The 21,636-nt window shown below is 39.0% G+C and carries 21 protein-coding genes; 13 read left to right on the forward strand and 8 right to left on the reverse strand.

The features are described 5' to 3' along the window. Window positions 1-10: 10 nt before the first annotated feature. Window positions 11-811 (reverse strand): hypothetical protein, encoded by an 801-nt coding sequence (locus CLV62_RS00980; RefSeq protein WP_110308913.1) that lies wholly within the window; start codon window positions 809-811, stop codon window positions 11-13. A 942-nt stretch (window positions 812-1,753) separates the two neighbouring features. On the opposite strand from CLV62_RS00980, the gene CLV62_RS00985 reads away from it, so the two are divergent. The 4 genes from CLV62_RS00985 to CLV62_RS01000 all read left to right on the forward strand — a co-directional run bounded on the left by CLV62_RS00985 (window position 1,754) and on the right by CLV62_RS01000 (window position 6,684). Beyond that, the gene (locus tag CLV62_RS00985) at window positions 1,754-2,419 is read left to right on the forward strand and encodes a hypothetical protein (protein ID WP_146212653.1); all 666 of its coding nucleotides are present in this window, start codon (window positions 1,754-1,756) and stop codon (window positions 2,417-2,419) included. A 30-nt stretch (window positions 2,420-2,449) separates the two neighbouring features. After that, window positions 2,450-2,926 (forward strand): hypothetical protein, encoded by a 477-nt coding sequence (locus tag CLV62_RS00990; RefSeq protein ID WP_110308915.1) that lies wholly within the window; start codon window positions 2,450-2,452, stop codon window positions 2,924-2,926. A gap of 2 nt (window positions 2,927-2,928) precedes the next feature. Beyond that, complete coding sequence (locus tag CLV62_RS00995) at window positions 2,929-5,865, forward strand: BamA/TamA family outer membrane protein (protein ID WP_110308916.1); 2,937 nt, start codon at window positions 2,929-2,931, stop codon at window positions 5,863-5,865. 252 nt (window positions 5,866-6,117) lie between these two features. Then, on the forward strand, window positions 6,118-6,684 hold the full coding sequence (locus CLV62_RS01000) for a flavin reductase family protein (RefSeq protein ID WP_110308917.1): 567 nt from the start codon (window positions 6,118-6,120) through the stop codon (window positions 6,682-6,684). Between the two features lie 12 nt (window positions 6,685-6,696). On the opposite strand, the gene CLV62_RS01005 is transcribed toward CLV62_RS01000, so the two are convergent. The 6 genes from CLV62_RS01005 to CLV62_RS01030 all read right to left on the reverse strand — a co-directional run bounded on the left by CLV62_RS01005 (window position 6,697) and on the right by CLV62_RS01030 (window position 12,413). Then, complete coding sequence (locus tag CLV62_RS01005; protein WP_146212654.1) at window positions 6,697-8,133, reverse strand: DUF5723 family protein; 1,437 nt, start codon at window positions 8,131-8,133, stop codon at window positions 6,697-6,699. A 20-nt stretch (window positions 8,134-8,153) separates the two neighbouring features. Further along, window positions 8,154-8,753 carry a hypothetical protein gene (locus CLV62_RS01010; RefSeq protein ID WP_110308919.1) on the reverse strand — a complete coding sequence of 200 codons (600 nt, stop codon included), beginning with the start codon at window positions 8,751-8,753 and terminating at the stop codon, window positions 8,154-8,156. A gap of 221 nt (window positions 8,754-8,974) precedes the next feature. After that, window positions 8,975-9,583 (reverse strand): aminotransferase class IV, encoded by a 609-nt coding sequence (locus CLV62_RS01015; protein ID WP_110308920.1) that lies wholly within the window; start codon window positions 9,581-9,583, stop codon window positions 8,975-8,977. Further along, the gene (locus CLV62_RS01020; protein ID WP_110308921.1) at window positions 9,580-10,560 is read right to left on the reverse strand and encodes an aminodeoxychorismate synthase component I; all 981 of its coding nucleotides are present in this window, start codon (window positions 10,558-10,560) and stop codon (window positions 9,580-9,582) included. Before CLV62_RS01020 ends, CLV62_RS01015 begins: the two co-directional genes overlap by 4 nt. An 82-nt stretch (window positions 10,561-10,642) precedes the next feature. Continuing rightward, a complete protein-coding gene (locus CLV62_RS01025) occupies window positions 10,643-11,116 on the reverse strand; it encodes a PepSY-like domain-containing protein (protein ID WP_110308922.1) in 474 nt (157 codons plus the stop codon). 52 nt (window positions 11,117-11,168) lie between these two features. Beyond that, window positions 11,169-12,413, reverse strand: a complete 1,245-nt coding sequence (locus CLV62_RS01030) for an ABC transporter permease (protein WP_110308923.1) — start codon at window positions 12,411-12,413, stop codon at window positions 11,169-11,171. A 610-nt stretch (window positions 12,414-13,023) separates the two neighbouring features. On the opposite strand from CLV62_RS01030, the gene CLV62_RS01035 reads away from it, so the two are divergent. The 3 genes from CLV62_RS01035 to CLV62_RS01045 all read left to right on the forward strand — a co-directional run bounded on the left by CLV62_RS01035 (window position 13,024) and on the right by CLV62_RS01045 (window position 15,588). Beyond that, entirely contained in the window at window positions 13,024-13,884 is an 861-nt protein-coding gene (locus CLV62_RS01035) for a hypothetical protein (RefSeq protein ID WP_110308924.1), read from the forward strand. An 83-nt stretch (window positions 13,885-13,967) separates the two neighbouring features. After that, window positions 13,968-14,735: a hypothetical protein gene (locus CLV62_RS01040; RefSeq protein WP_110308925.1), complete on the forward strand. Its 768-nt coding sequence runs from the start codon at window positions 13,968-13,970 to the stop codon at window positions 14,733-14,735. A 10-nt stretch (window positions 14,736-14,745) separates the two neighbouring features. Beyond that, window positions 14,746-15,588 (forward strand): hypothetical protein, encoded by an 843-nt coding sequence (locus tag CLV62_RS01045; RefSeq protein WP_110308926.1) that lies wholly within the window; start codon window positions 14,746-14,748, stop codon window positions 15,586-15,588. Between the two features lie 178 nt (window positions 15,589-15,766). Here the strand turns inward: CLV62_RS01045 and CLV62_RS01050 are convergent, their stop codons facing one another. Then, a complete protein-coding gene (locus CLV62_RS01050; RefSeq protein ID WP_146212655.1) occupies window positions 15,767-15,997 on the reverse strand; it encodes a hypothetical protein in 231 nt (76 codons plus the stop codon). A gap of 172 nt (window positions 15,998-16,169) precedes the next feature. Between CLV62_RS01050 and CLV62_RS01055 the strand changes: the two genes are divergently transcribed. The 6 genes from CLV62_RS01055 (at window position 16,170) to pfkA (ending at window position 21,605) form a co-directional block, all read left to right on the forward strand. Then, complete coding sequence (locus tag CLV62_RS01055) at window positions 16,170-16,589, forward strand: helix-turn-helix transcriptional regulator (protein ID WP_110308928.1); 420 nt, start codon at window positions 16,170-16,172, stop codon at window positions 16,587-16,589. 559 nt (window positions 16,590-17,148) lie between these two features. After that, the gene (locus CLV62_RS01060; RefSeq protein ID WP_110308929.1) at window positions 17,149-17,616 is read left to right on the forward strand and encodes a hypothetical protein; all 468 of its coding nucleotides are present in this window, start codon (window positions 17,149-17,151) and stop codon (window positions 17,614-17,616) included. A 210-nt stretch (window positions 17,617-17,826) separates the two neighbouring features. Continuing rightward, entirely contained in the window at window positions 17,827-18,828 is a 1,002-nt protein-coding gene (gene porQ / locus CLV62_RS01065; RefSeq protein WP_146212656.1) for a type IX secretion system protein PorQ, read from the forward strand. Window positions 18,829-18,908: 80 nt separating this feature from the next. Next, window positions 18,909-19,601: a (d)CMP kinase gene (gene cmk / locus CLV62_RS01070; protein WP_110308930.1), complete on the forward strand. Its 693-nt coding sequence runs from the start codon at window positions 18,909-18,911 to the stop codon at window positions 19,599-19,601. Continuing rightward, on the forward strand, window positions 19,598-20,476 hold the full coding sequence (locus CLV62_RS01075; RefSeq protein ID WP_110308931.1) for a 4-hydroxy-3-methylbut-2-enyl diphosphate reductase: 879 nt from the start codon (window positions 19,598-19,600) through the stop codon (window positions 20,474-20,476). Before cmk ends, CLV62_RS01075 begins: the two co-directional genes overlap by 4 nt. 148 nt (window positions 20,477-20,624) lie before the next feature. Further along, window positions 20,625-21,605 (forward strand): 6-phosphofructokinase, encoded by a 981-nt coding sequence (gene pfkA, locus CLV62_RS01080; RefSeq protein ID WP_110308932.1) that lies wholly within the window; start codon window positions 20,625-20,627, stop codon window positions 21,603-21,605. Window positions 21,606-21,636 lie beyond the last annotated feature (31 nt).

The following is a 21,636-nucleotide window of genomic DNA, read 5'->3' on the forward strand; positions in this document are numbered from 1 at the left end:
GTCTGTTTAATTATTCACTTAATCTAAAAGCTACAATATTATTTTCGCCTGCACTAGTACCTCCAAATCGAATTGTATAGGGCATAGATACATACCAGGTTACCATGCCTACTCGATAATAATATCTCTTAGAAGCAAGTGTCGAATTACGGATTATCGTATATCCCGAAATAATACTGGGGATATTATACCATCCTTGTCCTGATATCTGACTTGCCAGTACGATATCGGGATCGAAATTTAGAATTGTTCCTAAAGGTGCATTACTCGAGTGAAATGTTGAACGCATCCAATATGCAGCTCTATTTCTGGCAACACTAGCATCAGCCAAAGGAACCTGCATAACCACACTTACAAACCACTTACCGGGAGGTAAATCAATATAATCACCTGTAGGCATGGTTTTGGTAACCGGATTTGGATTAGATAATACAACATTGGGAATATAAACACTGACACCTGCTCCTAAGGTTGCCTTAACCGAAGCAGTGTAACTAGTCCAGGTTCCCACACCATTTACGTCAGATACCAATACAGCTGCTCCGGCTTCATTCCCATCTCTAAGCCTGAACATCGATCGACTGGCATCGGTCTGTAAAACATCAAGTTTCGCACTTGGAGTAATATTTCCTAATCCTACCCTTCCGGCAGAAGTTACTAGTACATCGTCTGAAATATTTACAGATCCATTGGTGTTTTTCTGCGGATCAACATGAAATACTCCCTGCGGATTCAAGGTATTTATTCCGACTTGCGCATGACACCAACCAATAGCAAATAAGCTAAGAATGAATATTAAGCGTTTCTTCATTATTTTCAATTATTTATAGAGTTAGTTATTTTATTCTGAATCAAAAAAAGCAGCAGCGTGTAATCGCTACACGCTACTGCCGGACATAGTTTTGCCATAGATAAGTTTACGAATCGTACGAATTTGAACGACAACAAAAAAAACAAATCTGCTATACGATAAATCTTATCGACAAAACTAAAATTATATTTATTGGGGAAATATTTTCGGAGACACACATAAGTGTCAAAAACACACAAGAATAAAAAAAGACGAACAAAGCCGCCTAAAATATTTTTATTACCAGCGTAGCTGCTAGTTACTCTCTCTCTCTCTCTCTCTCTCTCTCTCTCTCTCTCTCTCTCTCTCTCTCTCTAATATTTCGACACACATATCCAAACCTAAATCGTTAAAATTTAGAGTATTACTCATGGATATATTTGTTAATTGAAATACCATTTTCTACGTAAAGAGTTATTTTACAAGGGCAAATATAATAAAAGTTTGCATACAGTACTAACCATCGCCCTAAAAGATGAAGAATTATAGAGATAATTTCTTTTTGAGAATAGTATATTTGTTTATTTATAAATTCAGCCGCTTTATTCTATTTATCTTTATTGTTTCCTATCTCATTTTTCAGTTTTTCCTTCCTTTATCTTTCCTTATCAGTTAAAATCCATATAAATAGCCTTAAACAAAACCATTAAATAGTAATACCTACCCTATCATAACCTAAAAACAAGCTTTACAATAAAAAAAAACCTATCCTTTAACTAATGGCATTTAGTAAACAGTAATGAGAAACCATAAGGCTTGAGCAGTCTAAAAAAGACTATCTGTTTCTCCTTTAGACAAATAATAACATTTCCTACATATATTTTATCATTTACATTTACTAATATTTTAAAAATAATTATGTATTTTTGGAACTTAGGATTTTGGACATTTAAAACGACAACAATGAAAAGGATTTTATTATCTATACTAGGCTTCTCTAGTATAGGACTTTTACAGGCACAGATAGGTGTCAACACGGACACTCCTAAAAGCAGTTTGGACGTACAAGCAACAACTACAGACGGCAGTACGGCTGACGGAATTTCAGCTCCACGACTAACCCTCAGTCAATTAGTCTCGAAAGATGCCAGATACTTAGCCGCTCAAACAGGAGCCTTGGTGTACGTAACAGATGCAACCTCTGCTGCCTCTGCTAAGACAAGAAATGTCACCGCACCCGGGTATTATTATTTTGACGGAACTCTCTGGCAAACTGTTGGTTCTGATCAAGGTTTGAGGTATTTCTACATGCCGGCAATTGCACTTTCAACCAACACTTCCGACCCCTCCTACAACACAAGCACACAAATATTTACAATAGATTTATATACAAAATATGCCGGACAATTTGGAATCCCGACTTCAGAAACTTCAGCTAAAAGCCCAAGTGCAACCTCGCTTCCTGTATTAATGAGTAATGAAATTGAATATCTTATTACCTATTACGACGATATTGTATATAAAGATATCACAATTAGTAACACCGGGGTATTAACATATAAAGTGCCAGCCTCACCTGCTACTACAGATAAAACCTTTATGAATATCTTATTTAAGATAAAAAGATAAATATTATCAAAATTAACCAATTATTAAATTATGAAAATATTATATACAATCATATTAGCGTTATGTGCTATATATGCATATTCACAGGAAGGTCAGCAAAATAAAAATGACGGAGTATACCTCTTCCAAAAAGCAACACTAACTACCTATAATTACAACTCCAAGGCGGAGATTAATACCCGCATTATCGAAGATGTTACCTTAATCGACAGTACGGATATATTTTTACAAAACATAGTTCTGAAAGCAATTATATACAATGGAGTACTGTCATTCTGCATCTTACCCGACCATCGGGAATATGTAGTAAGAAACGAAGTAATATTAATTCCTGCAAAAGAAGGAGAAGAGCACGCAAAGAGTAATAATCCCAAAGAATTATTTCCATACACATCGTCATTCGATAACAATACACTAACTTTTACTTCCGAATATTTATATGGCAATCCCACATATGAGTTTCCGCTCGAAAATAAATTAGCAATTATCCTTACCAAAGAAAAATAACTATGAAACAACTATATTACAAAATTATATATCTGTGCTTATTTATATTTTCAGTTGGAAATATAACTGCTCAGGATTGCGACCTGAATTTCACAGTAAGCACCCAATCTACCGCTTCCACCTGTCAGGCTAACGGGACGATAACCGTAACTATGGGGGGTGATTTAAGTAATATCAGCCACGCACAATATGGGCTGACTTCTGCAAGTGGTTTTACCATCAACCCACAAGAGAGCAATGTGCTCAGGAATATTCCGGCAGGCACTTACTCGGTGACAGTCAGAGCCTTTTGTCTTAAAAACACAGAATACAGTGTAGTAAAAACAGCTGCCAATATCACCGTAGGAGGCACCTATAAAGTTCCTGTAGCATCTTTTATTGCTTCATCCTCACGCAAATCTTACCCGGGATGTAAAACAGGTATTATCGCACTGGAGGTTCTGAACGGTAGTGGAAACTACACTTTTAATGTTGTAGAGGCACCCGAAGGGGTAACTAAGGGCACTGTGGTTCCCAACAGGAGTACAAATTTGTATACACTCCCCGATCAGAATTATCCGGCAGGTAAATATGTGGTGACAGTATATGACGGCTGTTACACTGCTGCATGTAACTTTACTTTAGAAGATGTAATAGGGTTCCCTACATTTGCCAACACATCTTATACGGGATTCACTCCTGTAACTACCGATGCCTCCTGCCATTCGGTTAATTGGTACGCATCGTCAGTGAGCTCCACAGCAAATCCCGACTATTACCGTTACTATCAGGATGGCATGTACGAAGTAGGTGCGGCTCCAACCGGTGGCGGTATGCCTACTGCTTGGAAAACATGGAATGCAGCTAATCTGATATCGGGCAATCTGTTATTAAATATATCCCCATATACTTATTCCGACTTTTTTTCACCAAAAGGTATATCTATATACACGAGAATAAAAGGGTGCGAAACCAATTATACCAAACTGGACACTTATATGTATCAACCGTTATTAACTTCCAGTGTTACCCGAACTTGCGAAAACATATCATATACCGTTCAACCTCAAGGAGCAAATTATTACGGATTATTGTGTTATCCTCTTTCTGTTTCTGTAAATAAAGGATCGGCAGTCGGGGAGGTGGTAACTACCGGCTCTAATTTAGCATATCCTGCTTCGGTAAAATTTGCCGCAGATTACAATAGTGGCTATTATTATATAACTTTTACTGATAAAAATGGAGTGAAAGCATCAACAAATGTATCTAGTACCAGATCAACTTTTTCTCTTAGTTATACAGAGGACTATTGCAGTACCCAATATCGCCTGACTTACTCTACAACTAGTAACCCCTGTTATCCTGCCAATGTGACTATTAAGGACGAAGGCGGAGCTATTGTACACACTTATACACTCACTTCAAGTAATACCAGTGGTAGTTTTTATTTAGATTATGGTAAAAAATACTTTTTTGAGGGTGTATATCCGAATTCAACCACATCACCTACTTATACTTATGCAATACCCGCCAGAACCACAACTCTACCTAGTGCTTATAATTTGACACTTTATTATACCTCTAGTAATTATTGTACCGAAGACCAAGGACAATTAGTAGTCTCACCTACATCAGGCGTTTTTCCTATAGGTACAACATTCACGATAACGGGGCCTGCCGGATATACGACACAGACAGTGAAAACTACAAGTGCCTCAACTTCTTATTATATGCCTGTAACAAAGTTGCCTGCCGGAACTTACATTCTGAATGCTGTTAACGGCTGTGGTAATACCGATCCAAAAACAACTACCGTAACTCTTAACGGTGTATACAGTGGTAAAAAATTGGATTACAAATACGAAAACACTTGTGACGGAATGAAGGTTAGCCCGTTCGGTAATATAACCCTAAGGGGAGTTGATCAGCCAAGTACTACTTTCTATCGATTGGTTAGTGGCCCTACAAGCGGTTATGACAAAACAGTAATTAAACCCGGTGAATCTGTTACTCTTGGTACAGACGGAACCTATGAGTTGGGAATTATGGTTGGCAGTACTGCCGATGCTTGTGTTATCAATAAAGTGACAATTATTTATACTAAACCAAGGATAACATTAGACGTAACAGGTACAGGTGGTTATGAATGTGTAGATAATCCTACCTCTATTATCCTTTTAAAAGCAACAAACGGCGTAACGCCTTATTACTTTGAGTTATGGAACGAGGATAATACGGTTAAAATAAACCTTCCGGAAGCCAAATCGGTCAATGGGGAGCAGGTATCTTTTAAATATGGAAAAGGTAATGAGACTTATACGATACGTTTCAGAGACAATTGCTCCGGCGGTTTTCCTCAGAAAGTCACTATATCTGATTTACGTACCCCACGCATCGTTTATGCAACCAGTAAAGAAGTTTGTGCAGGTGCAACCATAGAACTAAAATGTATCACACTGGGCACTACAGAGTATAAATGGACAGGTCCTAATAATTGGAGTTCTGATAAGCAGAACCCTATAATCACCAATGCTCAGGCGAATATGTCAGGAGTGTACAAAGTTTCGGTGAAGCCCGAATTTTGCGGCGATCCGGTACTAGATCAGGTTGAGATTAAAGTTTATGAACCTCTGACAGCCGGAGTAATTACAGCTAATCAGAAAATATGTGTACGGACAACACCCAAAGCACTAAGTTGTGCTGTTACAGGAGGTAGCGGCATATATACTTATCAGTGGCAATCGAGTCCCGATGGCATATCGGGTTGGTCAAATATACCCGGTGCTCCTAACACTGTACTTTATACACCTGCCAGTCAAGTTACAGCAAAAACATATTACTACCGTGTAATAGTGACCGATGCTTGCGGAAGTATAACCAGTAATACGATGACAGTAGACTTCACATCTTGTTTTATCCCAGTGAATCCGCATATCAATGTAAGAACAAGCAAGAAATAAAATATCACTTTAAGCAAAAAAAGGGAAATGTCTTTCAGACATTTCCCTTTTTTATTGAATTAAGAGCCTGTTTGTTATGATAAAGCGATAATAAAATAATGCCACACCTTTGAATCGAAGTTTACTTAATATATCGAACACAGTATTGCCGCTTTTCTTTTGTCTGTTGCTATAGGTATGTCATACATCGCATCTAAAGTATAAAACGAAAACCGTATCTTTACATCCGAATTTTCAAGAAAACTTTCTCTAATGACAAAACAAGATTGGAAACCGGGAACAATGGTATACCCTCTTCCTGCTGTGATGGTGAGCTGTGGCAACACACCCGAAGAATATAACATTATAACCATAAGCTGGACAGGAACAATATGTACCAATCCTGCCATGTGTTACATATCGGTACGCCCCGAAAGACATTCGTATGACATTATAAAACGAAATATGGAGTTTGTGATAAATATCACAACCGAACAATTGGCATATGCTACTGACTGGTGCGGTGTAAAGTCGGGAAAGAATGTAAATAAATTCGAGGAAATGAAACTCACAGCCGGAAAAGCGTCCGTAGTAAAAGCACCCATCATCGAAGAATCTCCACTATCGGTCGAATGCAGGGTAAAAGAAATTCTACCACTAGGCTCTCACCATATGTTTATTGCGGAAGTAGTAAATGTAAAAGCCGACGAAAGATACATCGACCCGGAAACAGGTAGATTCCAATTAGACAAAGCCGGAATAATGGCTTACTCTCATGGTTTTTACTATGCTTTGGCCGAAAAGATAGGTCGTTTTGGCTGGTCCGTAAAAAAGAAATAAAACCCCAAAAGATTATTGTCTTCCACCAAAAGGTATCGATACACCCATCTGTAAATTTATGGCATGACTCGATGTAGGCAGCCATTGAGGCGATATACGAACAATACTATAATCACTTGCCAAAAAGAAATTTATGCCTCTCGTTGGAGCCACATGAACTGCTAAGCCAAATGTTTTGAAAGCACTGTAAGCAAACGAATAGCTGAAGGTGGTTGCAAGCCATGGTTTCGGCATATAATTGGCTGATAAGGTGAACTCATTGGAGGTGAAATACTTTCCGAAGCGGGTGGAATACAGAAAGCCTGCAGTCATTTTATCATCCCACACTTCATATTCCAAACCCACATTCATATTTGCCCTTAAAGTAGCCGTATAACCGCTGGTAACAGGATCTTCATGCAGGTTAACCGCCTGACGGAGATCATCCAGAGCGTGATCAAATATGTCGATTATGGATGTAGTCCCATCGTTGTGGGTAGTATAATCATTAGGCGAAACAATGACCTCGGTTTCGGGTGAGCTGAGTTGTACAAAATTACTTTTCGACCACGAAATAAATCCTAAATCATTTAAAGCATAAGATACTTTCAGCTTTCGAAGAAAATCAACGGATACATCTTTAAAATCATAAACGGCACCTATATCAAGCCCCAAACCAAACCCGGGAATATTGAAATCTCCGAAATCAAAACCATCAAAATCCTGTTTGTCAGGGTTATATTCATTTTCCTCATACCGCCCTTTTATACCGGGTGCCGCCCCCCTTAATATAACCTGCGATTTTGCCCGCCAGAATTCACTTCCAGCCGTGATATTCAAGCTCTTTGCATCCAGATCGAGATACGATATCCCCAAAAGAAGCTTTCCCCGAGCACCTAATGTCAGGCTATTATTTAAGAATGTACGGGAGTTGGTCACACCAATTTCCCCAAAAACACTACCGGCAAGGCTTATATTCGAAAGATCGTGCGTAACTGTTTCATTTTCTTTAAACCCGACTTTCAATAATTCGAATACCGATTTAGGCACATTCGAATCGGCGTTGGCTCTTATACCAAAATCGAAATTCCAATACGAATCGCCTCTAAAAAACCCTGCGGAGAAAATACTAAAAGCCAGATTTGTTGTTATATAATTATCGGTCGAAATATTTGATAATGCCTGGCTCTCAGATATCTGGGCATGCATAAATGTTACACGTTCGCCATTCAGCGGAAAAGTCAGATTTTCCATATTAAACGTATTGGTTCGTGCATCCAAATAGATATTAGATAAAAAAGGCACACCAATATACCCGTGCTCGGGTCTCAAAGCAGCGTTAAGAGCGGTACGTGTATAAGACGTTTTCATAAAATAGGAAGAGCGGGTCGATTGTGCAAAACCATCCGGAGACAAGATGCAACCTATTATAATTGCAACCGAAACGCTAAAAAGAGATCGTAATTTCATTTTGTTCCTTGGATTTTTCATTAAAGTTCAAGTTGTATACCTCCCGCAAAAAGGATTACCCTCCTCAGATAAATATAATCCTGTCGTGTAAAATTAATTGCCGCAACCCTTATTCCGAATATAAAATGTAAATCCCGTGCATTCTTCATATACTTCATATACTCGGGTCCTATTCTCACTTCGAAATTCTGATTCTTAGCGGATACTATTCTTTGAGAAGGAATCTTTACAAACTCATTTTTGGTTTTGTCTGCATCAATTATATCAAGCAATACCTCTATTTCCAATCCCGACTCTTGCGGCATCACCATTGCATCCAGCTTAGCCGAAATCACAACGCCACTCGACCCTTCGAAGAAGAACCTGTCGATAGTATTCTGATCAAATAAACCACGTATAGTATCACTTAATGCAACTCTTGCTCCTATTACAATTTCCGGAGGAATTGACGGAAGAAAATTCACATAAATAGTATCAAAACCTCCGAGCGGAACCGGCGGAACATTCAACTCAATATTTGTATTCAGCTTATCCGAATCATATTCTTTATCTACGCACGATTGCATAAATAAAAACAGAATACCGATTCCGATTATATTATAGATTAATGATTTGTTCATACTCCGGGTTTTAGTTTATGTAAAAAAGCTGCAAGAGCCTACTTGCATAATAAGTAAGCCTGCTTAGTTAGCCATTTGTTAGTAATGTAAATATTCAATGCAATGGTTTGTCACTATAACTACCTTTGGTTGTTACGACTAGCCAAAGCAATAAACAGATCCGAGACCTTAGTTGTTAAGATGCAAAAATACATCTTTTTGTTTATTAACAATCTTTAAACCTATAATGTTTTCAGGTCAGATATCATTATGCAGATTTCATCTTCGAGATCAATCATGGCATTTATCAGATAAATTTTCGAGAAAGACGATAAATCATCCACGCTAATATCTGTTTCTCTGATAATTCCCTTCCCTAGAAGATATTGACGCTTGGTTCCTCCCAACAAATAACTTTTGGGAGTGAAAAAACCTTTACTATTCCTGAAAACAACATTCGCAAAAGAGGTATCGGCAATCAATCCGTTTTTGACAATAAGAATATCATCACCGGTTGCTTTTCGCGAAAAGAGTGTATTTAGAGCACTTCTGTCCGCCGATTTGTAAGTATAGTCAATCGCATTACCCTCAACAAGAGTCAAACTCGATATTCTGCGGAACACATACGGCTCAAATTCTATAGAAACGATTTGCGAACCGTATGTAACCCGACATTTCACCAATCCCACCTTCAAAGCCTCGGGAATCATATCTTCCAACAATTTCAATACAGGAGCCGAACCGAAAAAATGCATTGCAGTTCTATTTAACCGGGCTATATGCAAAGGCAGATTGTAAAAAACACCATCCTTTACTTTTATGGACTCTACAAATAATAAAGGTTTATTCATATAAACGGGAAATATATTTTATTCAAAACTTCCTGATATTCATCGCTGCATTTACTATAAGCGGTAATTCCTCCGCCGCTTCTAAAGTACATCTGCCTATCGGTTTGCTCTATAAAACGGATCAGTACGGCAGAGTCTAAAGCCGTACCATCATAATATCCGAAAATACCTGTATAGTACCCCCTATCCTCTCCTTCTGCCGATCGTATTAAATCGACAGTTGCAGTTTTGGGAGCACCCGAAATAGATCCGGCAGGCAACAATTTAAACAGGATATCTCCCAGATGCGAATGATAATCAGCAGGCAGATCTCCCATGATTTCGGAACTTACTTGCAGAATCTCCTTATTCCTGCTCCTTATCCGATCTATATATCTGAATCTCTCTACACGAACATGATCGGCGACTATACTCAAATCGTTACGAATAAGATCAACTATAGTATTATGTTCGGCCGTTTCCTTAAAATCATTGAGAATAATCTGTTCGGCATTCTCAATACCTGCATCAATAGTACCTTTCATCGGATTGGATGATATGCGCCCGTCTGCTATCCTCACAAAGCGTTCGGGCGAAAAGCAGACAAAACGATCGGGCATATACAACTGATAAGGAGCCTTACTTCGGTCGAAGATATCTTGCAGCGAAATATTAGTTGCAATGGGTGTCTTAACAGTCAGGTTAGTTAAGAACGAATCGCCTCGCCTCAACCCTTTATGCACAATATCAAATTTATGTTGATATTCACTTTCGGAAATAGGCGTATACGTAAGGTCGGCAGATACATTACTAACCTCATCCGTTTTTTTATTACCGATCCCTTTTAGCTGAAACAATAAATCGTTTTGTAGCAAAGGATTTTCAATAAAAAAACCTTCCGACATTTCATAATTGATACCAAATAAAAAGGGCTCATTTGCAGAACCTGCTTCATTCATTTTAAGACGAATATCATCTGTATCTCTATAGAATTGCATCCTTATCGAATTTAAAAGAAAAAGAAACTGTTCGTATATAACAACAAACAGTTTCCGTTCTCTTTATGGGTAATACTTTTTATTACTTCTTGCTCAGGAATTTTCCTGTCGAATCGAAAAGTAAATCTATATTGTTATTTAAATCGACTTCGTAGCCACCCGAAACCAATTTATCTATTTCCACCACTTTCGCATCTGCATAATTGGTAGTCAGGTACTCTTGCGTAATTGCGGGTAATAATTTCACAACCGTTTGAGGAATTGCATTTGTAGCATGCTCTACACTCACCCAATCGCCATTCTTTTTAAAATCAATTTCGTAACCGCCGCTAAGATAAACCATATAATAAGTGCCGTCAGATTCGGCTGTATATCTTTCCTTAGTCTGGCTCACTACGATATCTGCGCCAAAGTGTGCAGTTACAAATGCTTTACATTCGGATGGCAAGCTGCTATAATCGATAATAAAATCTTCCGAATCATCATCTTCCGTACATGCATTGAATGCAAATAGCGCAATAAATAATAGTAAACTTGCTTTTAATAACTTTTTCATATCATAAATAATTTAGAACGTTGTGTCAATCGTTATATTCACTTGTATTTCTTTATTCAAATTTAATCGATTTGGCAGGAGATATCCGTGCAATAAGGTACGACGGGCCTATCATCATTGCCATCGATATCACCAATGCTCCCACATTAATAAGAATTATATACCAGACATTCAGATAAACAGGCATTTCTGATACATAATAAGTTGCAGGATCGAGTTTTATAATACCAAACAGTTTCTGCAAAATACAAATACCCAAAGCTATCACGTTACCCCATAGCATCCCTTTCAGAATAAGGAAAGACGATATGTAAAGAAACACCTTCTGTATTCTGAAATTACGTGCCCCCAATGCTTTAAGAATACCAATCATATTGGTACGTTCGAGTATGATAATGAGCAAACCCGATATCATGGTAAAACCCGATACGGCCAGCATCAGTATGATGATTACCCAGACATTCATATCAAGCAAACTAAGCCAGCTAAAAATCATAGGATTCAATTCCTCTATCGAACGGGTATACAGAGAGTTTCCATCCCCATCGTGAGCACCTGCCATTTCATAAAACAAGTCGTTCTTTATTTCAGTCAGCCTGTCATAATCCTTTACCGTCAGTTCGATACCGCTTACCTGATTCCTTCCCCAGCCATTCAAACGCTGTACCAAAGCTATATCGGTGACAATAAAAAGCTTATCGTAATCTTCGAAATTGGTACTGTATATACCTGATATTACAAACTTACGGGCTTTTATCGGGTCTTGTATAAAGTAAGTGACAAAACTGTCGCCCAGTTTCAATTGCAGCCTGTCGGCAATATATTTCGATATAATCGTCTGGTTCACGGTAGACGTATCCGATTTATGCAGGATATCGCCTTCTATCATATTTTGTCTGAAGAAAGTCCAGTCATAATCGTTGCCTACGCCTTTAAGAACCACTCCCTGAAAATCGCTGTCTGTTTTGATAATACCGGGAATATTTGCAAAAACTTCGATATGTTTTATATCCGAATTATTTTCCAACGCCACCGCCAGACTATCGGTCATGCGAACGGGCTGAACCTCGTACGACATATTATTCCCGAAATTGGTCAGCTGAATATGCGAACCGAAGCCAACCACTTTATCCCGTATTTCTTTCTTGAAACCAACCACAATACATACCGACAATACCATTGCCGCCAGCCCCAAAGCAATTCCCGCAACTGCTATCCTGATAGCCGGAGACGATACCTTTTGCCTGATACCTCCTCCGAAATATATTTTTCGGGCTATAAATAATTCTAAGTTCAAAATATACTATTGAATAAATTTTTACTGAAACAAAGGTATAAATTATCCTTAATAATAGATAACGATAAAGCCCGAAAACTATTATCATCCGGTTCAAGCTCTTAGCTGTAATATACGTATACTGTCTTATAACATATACTACCGGCAACCCATTACCTCAGGCTATATGATAAACGTACGTAATTACACTGAACTTAATGCGAAACAATACTATTTATTTCCTCTCGAAAAAAAGTAGTCAAAATGCGTAATATTTATAGGCATAGATAGTATTGATATAAGAATTAATAAGAAAAACGCCCCTCTAACAATAAAACATAAATAACTGTTAACTAAAACATTGATAAAAAAATAAAACACCATACAAATTCCGAGCCAAAGTATATAAATAATCTAAATTCGATTTTTTAGCAAGGAAATAACTTTATCTTTGTGTCATATTTAAACAATAACAAAAACAACAACGAATATACTATGATTCCGAGCTTCTGAGAAAGCTGAAAATCACCTTATTTAATACACTTGCTGTATCTAAATAACGACCGACTGACCCAACAGGCATCAGACAACGAGAAAACAACGACGAAAATAACTAAGAGCAATTATCATTATGAATAAATCTATTAGGTACGGGGTATTATCACCTCTCTATTTAGCTTCGATTCTCATTTTGTCAGCTCAGGTTGGCATTAACACAAAAAATCCTCAGGGAATATTCCATGTGGATGCACGTTCCACTCTGGCTTTAACCAATCCGGAGACAGGTATCCCCGATGCAATTCAGGAAAGTGACGATTTCATTATCACCCCCGAAGGCAATGTAGGAGTCGGAACCATTACACCCAAGACCAAACTGGATATCAACGGGCAAATAGCAATCCCATACAAGTCAGCCTCAGGTGTATACATAAAGGATTATATGCTACAATCCGATGCTACGGGTCTGGCATCATGGACGGAATCTTATTCGCTCCCCCTTTATCGTACCGAAATCACTGTGGACAGGACAAAAGCAAAAACCTTCCAATTACTGGAAAATGAACCTAACGCCAGAGTAATTGCACCAGGCGGCATCGGAGTATCATTAGGCACATCTTATGCGGGAGTGGTAGATCTCGAATCGACATACATATCGAGCCAGCCAACCTTTACGTTCCTAAAAGATGCATTATATCTGGTAACCGTAAAGCAAAGAACGTCCGACGCTGCAAATAACGATTTGGCAGCATACGGAGACTTTATGCTTGCCGAAGTGGTAGACAATACAAATTCGAAAGAGTTTATATCCAAAATACCCATAAGAGAGGGTGCAGCCGGATCTGCTTTTCTGCTAAAGGTAACAAATGCACCTAAAGTATACAGATGGTATATCTCCCTGCAAAATGCAACGGGCATAAACTGGTTTGCAACAGCTCCCCTCACCGCCCATGTACAGTTTGATGTTACCTATTTGTATTTACGCAATCTCTGAGGTCACAATCTTTTAAAAAGCAACAAACAAAGACTATTAAAACGATAACAGATAGTAATAAATAGTTGAAACAATTTATTAATATGAAAATAAATCTATCCTGCATACTTGTTTTATTGATTATCTATTTATGCCCTTTGGCAGCACAAATCGGCGTAAACCTCGAAAATCCGGAAGCACTTTTTCATCTCGACAGTAAAAAGAATAATGCTACCGCAACCGCTACCACTAAATACCTCGATGATGTTATCATAGACAATAACGGAAATCTGGTAATCGGTGCAAAGGCCGCAGTAGCGGGTGCTAAAGTAACCGTCACAGGTGAATCGGGATCTAAAGGTGTACTAAAGATAGTGGACGGAACTCAGGGAGAAGGCTACATCCTGCATGGCAACAACGAGGGTGTGGGAGACTGGGTCAACTTCAAAACTTTCCCATTCAACAAGTACTGTATCTGGACTTTGCAGAATACTGCATTTAGTTTCTCCTCCATCGGTAAAAAATCAAATCTTACAGGTACGGCATCTATCGATTACAACGAAATTACAGGAGCGAGTACCGCCTCTTCGGCAATTACAATGCCAAAAGGACGATACCTCATTCTTGCAGCGGGCGAAATAGAATCGACCAAGGAAAATGCAATACTTCACTTACTCGTAAACGGAACGGAAACCAATAAGGTGTATTATTCCGATTATGTAAACGGAAGTATCTTTTATCAGGACTTATCGCAACAGTCTGCAATAAGCCTGCAATGGGAAGCGGTCGATACAAACAATATATATTATGCAGCCCCTCCGTTTCAGAAACCGTATAAGTATTCACTGACATTTATCCGTATCAAAGACTAAAAAACAGTATATGAAAAAATATCTTTATATAACTATACTCTTCATCACATCACTCAACCTCTCAGCTCAGATTGGCATAAATATTGCCAGCCCGAAAAACGGACTAAATATACATGTAGATCCCAACGGAGATACTACGGCCTCGTCAACTAACAGTTCGGACGATGTGGTTATCGACAGCGACGGTAAAATGGGAATAGGCACAACCACCCCAGAGGCAAAACTTCATATTCAGAACGGCAAAATAAGACTCAGGGGAGGTAATCCGCGGGAAGACAGATTCCTTTTTTCTTCGAACGAAGAAGGTTTAGCCGAATGGAGATACTTTTCGATGGCAGGATACAGGGTTTCGGAATGGCAGGTAGAGGTTCAGACCAACAATATAACCACAACTCCCGTTCCGATCAATGGCAGTTCGACTTTCCTTTCGAATGAAATCGGACTCACTACCAAAAACAACGGAGGTACTCTGGTGCTTCCCGCCCGTTTTACCAGCTCGGGTTATGCAGGTTACTTTGTCATCGTTACAGCCGACGTAGAAGATGTACGCGAATACGGAAAATTACTTTTCACCACGGGTGGAACTGCTACCAACAGCTACCATACAAGACCCGAAATAACAACTCAGGATTACTTTGTGTATTCCGATTACCTGTCGGCACGTGTTTGGTACGTCAAATTCTCGGGCAATTACCCTGCCGAGGTCAGCCTCAGTTTTCAGGCAACGGACGTCAGCAGCGACCCCAAGAAATCGATACCCTATCTCGACCCTCTACCTTACACTAAACCGTCGGGTATAAAAATCTGGGCAAAGCTGCAAATCATAGAAATGCAAGGTCGTACATCCATGTAAAAAAGAGGGGGATACCGAAAAAGAACTATTTATTTTAACCGCAAAGGAGCAAAGAACGCCAAGATATTTTTTGTTATGTACAGATTTCAAACAGACAATAGCGTCCTTCGTACCTTTGCGGTTAATAAGTATTGCAGAAAACAGATAGTGTTTTGCAATGCCAATCGACATTAATATTTCATTCAAGCACATCCGCTATATATATTTCGGCAATTTCCAGATTTATTTCAGTAGTCAGTTTTGCATATTGCACAATCAACGGAATATTTAGGTAATCCTCATCAGTTTGCGGCTCCATACTTTTCAGGTATTCTAATTTTGCTGCAATGCTTTCTACCTTTTGGCGAAACAACAAAATTTCGGGAGTTTCTTTCGTCCTGTAAAGTTTATTTAAAATATTCTCCAGCATTTTCATTCTGTTATGTTAATTTTGAAACAAAAATAAAAGAGTATCAGCACGTATAAAAACACTGCTGATTGTAAAGCACAAAATTAGGGGAGTAAAATACGCTCCGTGATTTAGGTTATTTTTGTATATTTGAAAAATAAAAAATTAGAAAAAACAGCTATAGATATAGAATATGAATACATCTTTCGAAACGAAAAAGAGAAATGACGGATATAGCGTCAAGCGCCTACGTGAAATACTAGGTGTGAAGCAAGAAGATTTAGCCGATAAACTGCAAGTATCACAACAGACAATTTCAAAGATCGAGCAAAAAGATATTTTGGAAGATGAACTTTTAAACAATATCGCAAAAGCTCTAAATGTTTCTGTAGAAGCAATTAAAAACTTTAGCGATGAGGCTGCTATTAATATTATAGCAAATACATTTCAAGATGAAGCCGTAAGCTATGCCATTCATTACAAGTGTACCTTTAATCCTTTGGATAAAGTTATAGAACTATACGATGGAAAAATTGAACTACTTGAACGTATGCTGAAAGCAGAACAAGAAAAAGTGAATATCTTGGAACAGATGCTCAAAGACAAAAAATGATGCTCATACACATTAACTAATAATGCGAATCAGTAATTGGATTATATAAAACGCTCTTTTTTTACTGACGCACCTCTATCGAGGTTTGTCTTTCATTTTGCCTTGATGCAAAACGAAACAAAAGATCAAGACTGTGCCTCTTGCCCGACCCGATAGGTGTTTGAAAGCGAAAACAAAAAACTACTTTTGACTTTGATTTCTTTTTGTTTTTTACGCTTTCCTCCCACATCGGGTACCCCGTGCAACCGTCAAGGTCGGAGAGCCTGACGGGCGTAAGCAAAGCCGACGTTTACTTCGGGGGTGAGGTATCCGTTCAACGAAGCTGTCGTTAAGAATAAAATACAAAAGTCCGACAGGACGGCTTATTTTATTCCGATGGCAAGTTGCTAACGGATCACCACCGTAAGTGGTCGGCAAAAGACTTTTTGGTTCCTTTTGCGGCTTTGGGCAAAAGGAACACAAACAATCTTTGATTGTGCGTAGGAAATTAATAGCTTAAAAGAGAGTTCATTACTGACAATTCAACTACTGATTCCAATTAATCACATATACCGACCACATGCCACTAACCGTTAATACAAATAGGCTCAGATCATTAATCTGCGCTCTATTCTTTTGCTTTATCCTCCTGCCAGCCTATTCTCAGGAAGCAGATCAGTTCGATATCAATTCTCTGGAAAGTATTTTATTAGAATCATTACCTACACAAGACAGAGTTATTGATGATCCCGAAGATTTTGAACTTTTATATGACGATTTACATATTGCCGAGATATTCACAACCAACGATCTGAAAGACCTTATTGATACTCAACTCGATAAAGTATTGGAAATGGAAAAAGAAATATGTACTCAAATGTTAGAAAGCGAAGAACTGACAGCCACCATATCCACAGGAACATACTCCGTTTCTTTTGAAGATGCAGAATGGATAAAAAAAGGTATCTATTTCACCGTAGCAGGACTAGTCCGTACCATGATCGATCTCACTCAGGAAAAAGATAAGGAAACATCGGAAGAGATATAATCGAAAAAAGAAACCACAAAAAGCAGGATATGGGAATACAAGCCAAATTCTGCTTTTTTTTATTTTAATGAAGGAAAAAGACCGGAAACAGCAAAAGGCGTTACATAATCAAAAGAATAAAATTATCTTTGCAAAGTACAATAAAACAACTGTAAGTATTTAAAGCAATATTATTTAAGGTCTAAGACCTCAAAATCAGCAGGATCGTTCATGAACAGAATAAAGGCTTGTATAGCAAGCATTATTTGTACAATAGCCATATTTCAGTCTTTCGCCCAAGAGGGTGAAAGAGCCTTTAGTTTCCTTGGGCTGCCTACCTCAACACGGGCAAATGCACTGGGCGGAACAAATATTTCGGTCATAGAAAACGACATTTCACTCGTTTTTCTCAATCCCGCAGCACTAGGCCCCGAAATGAACATGAATGCCAATGTCAATTTCCTTTCATACATATCGGACATAAAGGTGGGAAGTGCCATTTTCGGTAAATCCATTCGTGAAAATAATTCGTTTGCCGTAGGCGTAAATTATATAGATTACGGAGATTTTAAAGAGGCAATTAACGGCGAAGTTATCGGAAGTTTCTCTGGTAAAGACATAGCCGTAAACGGAGTATACAGCCATATGCTGACCAACAGGTTAAGAGGAGGTGTTACAGCAAAGTTTATAACATCAAACTATGAGGATTATTCATCTACAGCCATCGGATTCGATGTCGGTCTGAGTTATTATAATGAAGATCGCGAATTTTCTGCGGGTTTGGTACTCAAAAACATGGGTAGCCAGATATCGTCCTACGACGACAAGCGTGTGGGCTTGCCCTGGGACGTACAACTGGGCATAAGTAAAAAGCTGAACAACGCCCCTATCCGCCTTTCGCTTACTGCGGTATACCTCACTCAATGGGACTTTGCCAGAGTAAACGAGGCTAACGGTATAGATACAAGTGACGACGGTTTTCTTAAAACCGCATTCAAGCACACCATATTGGGAGTAGACATTATTCCTTCCGAAAACTTCTGGATAAGCGCAGGCTTCAATCCCAAGGTACATTACGATATGGCATTGGAGGATGGGAACAAATTCGGAGGCTTCAACGGAGGTGCAGGTATACGTATCCAAAAATTCAGTATCGGTTTTTCACTGGCTAAATTTCACCCGGCGGCTACCACCTATCATTTCAGCTTAGCCGTTGATATCTCCAAATTCTAAAAGAAAAGAGAGGCCTGTGACCTCTGCATCCGAATTCAACGAACATTTTAAACATACTATTGTTGTAAATATAGCAAATAATGAAAACGATTACAATTGCAATTGACGGGTTTTCGTCATGTGGAAAAAGTACTATGGCTAAAGATTTAGCTAAACAAATAGGGTATATATACATCGACAGCGGAGCCATGTACAGAGCTATTACTCTGTACTGTATCCAAAATAACCTGTTCGACGGAGATGTATTAAATGAAGAGAAATTGAGTCAACATATAAAAGATATACATATAAGTTTCAAGCTGAATAAGGAAACAGCCACACCCGAAACATATCTCAATGGCGTAAATGTAGAGAAGGAAATCCGCACAATGGAAGTTTCCAACAAAGTAAGCTACGCCAGTGCAGTAGGTTTTGTACGCAGGGCGATGGTTCTGCAACAACAGGAAATGGGTAAAATGAAAGGTATCGTCATGGATGGCAGAGACATAGGCACTGTCGTTTTCCCCGATGCCGAGCTTAAATTTTTCGTAACAGCAAGTCCCGATATCAGAGCACAACGCCGTCTGGACGAGCTTCATGCTAAAGGAGATACCGAAACAACGTTTAACGAGGTTTTAGACAATATAAGACAAAGAGATTACATTGATCAGCACCGCGAAGAAAGCCCTCTGACGCAAGCCGGGGACGCTCTGGTGCTCGACAATTCAACACTAACCAAGGAGCAACAAATGCAATGGCTCCTTGATAAATTCAATCATATCACATCACAATGAATACAATAGAAATAGATTCAAAATCGGGCTTCTGCTTCGGGGTAGTAAATGCTATAAAGAAAGCGGAAGAAGAATTGGACAAAGGTGGTATACTATACTGTCTGGGCGATATTGTACACAATAATCTGGAAGTAGAACGCTTAGAAAAGTTAGGACTAAAAACCATCAATCACGAACAATTTGCAGAGTTGAAGAATGCAAGAGTGTTGCTTCGTGCACATGGTGAGCCACCCAGCACTTACGAGATTGCAAAAGAGAACAATATCGAAATTATTGATGCCTCATGTCCTGTGGTACTTCGCCTTCAAAGACGAATCAAAGATAAACACAAGACGGAGATAGATAACGACACTCAAATCGTCATCTACGGAGAGAAAGGTCATGCCGAGGTAAACGGACTAATGGGACAAACGGATGCCCGTGCCATTGTTATCGAGAAAAAAGAAGAACTGGACAAATTAGACTTCACCAGAAATATTTGTCTGTTCTCGCAAACCACTAAACCTCTTGACGGATTCAGGGAAGTGATCGACATCATCGAATCGAGAATGCAAAACGGCGCTCAATTTGAGTATGTAGATACCATATGCCGACAAGTTTCGAACAGAATACCCAACATCAAGGAATTCGCAACTAAGCATGATATTATACTTTTTGTGGCGGGACAAAAAAGTTCTAACGGAAAAGTGCTTTTTTCTGAGTGTAAAAAATACAATACAAATTCTTATTTCGTATCTTCGCCAGACGAAATTGACCCGTCCATTATAAAGAAAGGACTTTCCATAGGTGTATGCGGAGCCACTTCGACTCCTAAATGGCAAATGGAAGAAGTTGAAAAAAGAATAGACGAAATTTCATCGCATCTGGAAGAATAAGTAAGGTCGCAGACCTTTTTATTACTTGGATGTAGGGGCAGACCTATGTGTTCGCCTGAATAGGACAGACACAAAGGTCTGCCCCTACTAGTGGAAAACATATCATTAAATAGATTCACTACTTAAAATATATATAGTCTTAAGAATTATGGCAAATATTAAATGTATTGGCGTTTTGACCTCGGGAGGCGATGCCCCTGGAATGAATGCAGCAATCCGCGCTGTCACTCGTGCTGCTATATACAATAACATCGAAGTTAAAGGTATTATGAGAGGGTACAGAGGTCTTATATTTGATGAGATCATCCCTTTCAGAAGCAACAGTGTCAGTAATATTATACAACAAGGGGGTACAATCCTCAAAACAGCCCGTTGCAAAGAATTTATGAGCGTCGAAGGACGTCAGATAGCATACGAGGCAATGCAACGCGAAGGTATAGACGCCTTAGTTGTAATTGGAGGAGACGGATCTTTGACAGGTGCACGCATTCTTGCTCAGGAACATAACATTCCGATCGTAGGTTTACCCGGTACAATAGACAATGACCTTAACGGAACCGATATGACTATCGGTTACGACACAGCTCTGAATACGATAATGGAAGCTGTGGATAAAATCAGAGATACTGCCAGTTCACACGAACGCCTGTTCTTCATCGAAGTGATGGGACGCGAATGCGGTTATCTGGCTCTTAACGGAGCTATTGCAACCGGAGCAGAGGCAGCCATCATTCCCGAGAGAATGTACGGTACCGACCAGTTGGGCGAATTAATTTCACAGGGATTCAGAAAAAGCAAAAACAGTAGTCTCGTTCTTGTCACCGAAGGCGATATTACAGGTGGCGCTATGGCTATGGCTGAACGTGTAAAAAAAGAATACCCGCAGTACGATGTACGTGTAACCATTCTGGGACACCTTCAACGAGGAGGTTCTCCAACGGCTACAGACCGTATACTTGCCAGCCGTATGGGAGCAGCAGCTATCGATGCATTACTTGACGATCAGCGCAATGTAATGATCGGTATACAAAACGATCAGCTGGTATATGTGCCATTCTCAAAAGCAATCAAGAAGAATAAGCCTATCAACGAAAATCTGGTTAATACCCTAAAAATACTATCTATCTAAGGTCTCAGATCTGTTTATTGCGTCGGTAGAC

Origin of the sequence: Indolivaga alginatilytica, assembly GCF_003201355.1 — a bacterium.
Classification (GTDB): Bacteria; Bacteroidota; Bacteroidia; order Bacteroidales; family Dysgonomonadaceae; genus Dysgonomonas_A; species Dysgonomonas_A alginatilytica.

What these genes read in the sequence shown, in the direction of transcription:
- CLV62_RS01005 (WP_146212654.1), bottom strand. Translation starts at nt 8,133, where the DNA reads ATGAAATTACGATCTCTTTTTAGCGTTTCGGTTGCAATTATAATAGGT.
- CLV62_RS01050 (WP_146212655.1), bottom strand. Translation starts at nt 15,997, where the DNA reads ATGCTGGAGAATATTTTAAATAAACTTTACAGGACGAAAGAAACTCCC.
- cmk (WP_110308930.1), top strand. Translation starts at nt 18,909, where the DNA reads ATGAAAACGATTACAATTGCAATTGACGGGTTTTCGTCATGTGGAAAA.
- CLV62_RS01020 (WP_110308921.1), bottom strand. Translation starts at nt 10,560, where the DNA reads ATGCAATTCTATAGAGATACAGATGATATTCGTCTTAAAATGAATGAA.
- CLV62_RS01025 (WP_110308922.1), bottom strand. Translation starts at nt 11,116, where the DNA reads ATGAAAAAGTTATTAAAAGCAAGTTTACTATTATTTATTGCGCTATTT.
- CLV62_RS01055 (WP_110308928.1), top strand. Translation starts at nt 16,170, where the DNA reads ATGAATACATCTTTCGAAACGAAAAAGAGAAATGACGGATATAGCGTC.
- CLV62_RS00980 (WP_110308913.1), bottom strand. Translation starts at nt 811, where the DNA reads ATGAAGAAACGCTTAATATTCATTCTTAGCTTATTTGCTATTGGTTGG.
- CLV62_RS01035 (WP_110308924.1), top strand. Translation starts at nt 13,024, where the DNA reads ATGAATAAATCTATTAGGTACGGGGTATTATCACCTCTCTATTTAGCT.
- porQ (WP_146212656.1), top strand. Translation starts at nt 17,827, where the DNA reads ATGAACAGAATAAAGGCTTGTATAGCAAGCATTATTTGTACAATAGCC.
- CLV62_RS01015 (WP_110308920.1), bottom strand. Translation starts at nt 9,583, where the DNA reads ATGAATAAACCTTTATTATTTGTAGAGTCCATAAAAGTAAAGGATGGT.
- CLV62_RS00995 (WP_110308916.1), top strand. Translation starts at nt 2,929, where the DNA reads ATGAAACAACTATATTACAAAATTATATATCTGTGCTTATTTATATTT.
- CLV62_RS01045 (WP_110308926.1), top strand. Translation starts at nt 14,746, where the DNA reads ATGAAAAAATATCTTTATATAACTATACTCTTCATCACATCACTCAAC.
- CLV62_RS01075 (WP_110308931.1), top strand. Translation starts at nt 19,598, where the DNA reads ATGAATACAATAGAAATAGATTCAAAATCGGGCTTCTGCTTCGGGGTA.
- CLV62_RS00985 (WP_146212653.1), top strand. Translation starts at nt 1,754, where the DNA reads ATGAAAAGGATTTTATTATCTATACTAGGCTTCTCTAGTATAGGACTT.
- CLV62_RS01040 (WP_110308925.1), top strand. Translation starts at nt 13,968, where the DNA reads ATGAAAATAAATCTATCCTGCATACTTGTTTTATTGATTATCTATTTA.
- CLV62_RS01060 (WP_110308929.1), top strand. Translation starts at nt 17,149, where the DNA reads ATGCCACTAACCGTTAATACAAATAGGCTCAGATCATTAATCTGCGCT.
- pfkA (WP_110308932.1), top strand. Translation starts at nt 20,625, where the DNA reads ATGGCAAATATTAAATGTATTGGCGTTTTGACCTCGGGAGGCGATGCC.
- CLV62_RS00990 (WP_110308915.1), top strand. Translation starts at nt 2,450, where the DNA reads ATGAAAATATTATATACAATCATATTAGCGTTATGTGCTATATATGCA.
- CLV62_RS01000 (WP_110308917.1), top strand. Translation starts at nt 6,118, where the DNA reads ATGACAAAACAAGATTGGAAACCGGGAACAATGGTATACCCTCTTCCT.
- CLV62_RS01010 (WP_110308919.1), bottom strand. Translation starts at nt 8,753, where the DNA reads ATGAACAAATCATTAATCTATAATATAATCGGAATCGGTATTCTGTTT.